Below are 767 nucleotides of genomic sequence, written 5' to 3'. Positions count from 1 at the left end.
AAACCATAAAGCCCCGTCCGGGCCGGCAGTGATCCCGACCGGGCCGGATTGTTCTTGGGGCAGCGGATACTCGCTGATGTCTCCATCTGCCGTTATTCGCCCGATGGAGCCGCTTTGGTTTTGTGTAAACCAGAGCGCGCCGTCTGCTCCCCTTGTAATAAATGACGGGAAGGCTCCTGGTTTGGGCAGTTTGTATTCTGTTATTTCGCCTGAAGAGGACAGCCTGCCGATTTGATGTCCGGCCATATCTGTATACCACATGGCGTCGTCACAGCCTGCAGCGATTCCAAACGGGGCAGCACCCGGTGGAAGAGCATACTCGGTTATTTTCCCTTGAGGCGTGATTTTGCCGATTTTCCCCGCTTTATACTCTGTAAACCAAAGCTCGCCGTCAATCCCGGACGTAATAATCGAGGCGCCTGCGCTCTCCGTCGGAATCGTATATTCGGTGATATCCCCGGACTCTGTGAGCATACCAATCCGGTTCCCCTTTTGTTCAGTAAACCAAATGCGCCCGTTTGCACATACTGTGATCCCGTACGGCCCCGATTCGGGGTCGGGAACCTGATATTCAGTCATGCGAATCTGCATGGATACCCTCCCTTCCTTTTTCCTGCAAGCTATTTTGCCCCAGGCATCTCTCATTTTTATGTTACCTCAGGGGGGAGCATGCAGTGAAACAAAAAATTCCATCAATATGAATTGTACAGGCTCACTCTAGTATCATAAAATGGTTTTAAAATATAACTTAATTTTCTATATGTGGT

At 50.2% G+C, this 767-nt stretch carries 1 protein-coding gene; it reads right to left on the bottom strand.

Annotated elements, in window-relative coordinates; all coding sequences use genetic code 11:
* The coding region (locus ACWHAR_RS26180; protein WP_452088310.1) for a Vgb family protein at nt 1-591 on the bottom strand (591 nt) is incomplete at its 3' end.
* Nucleotides 592-767: the final 176 nt, after the last annotated feature.

It is taken from the genome of Bacillus sp. LR--39, from assembly GCF_053613335.1.
The sequence above is the reverse complement of the archived record's forward strand: the minus strand, read 5'-3'. Positions and strand labels throughout refer to the sequence as shown.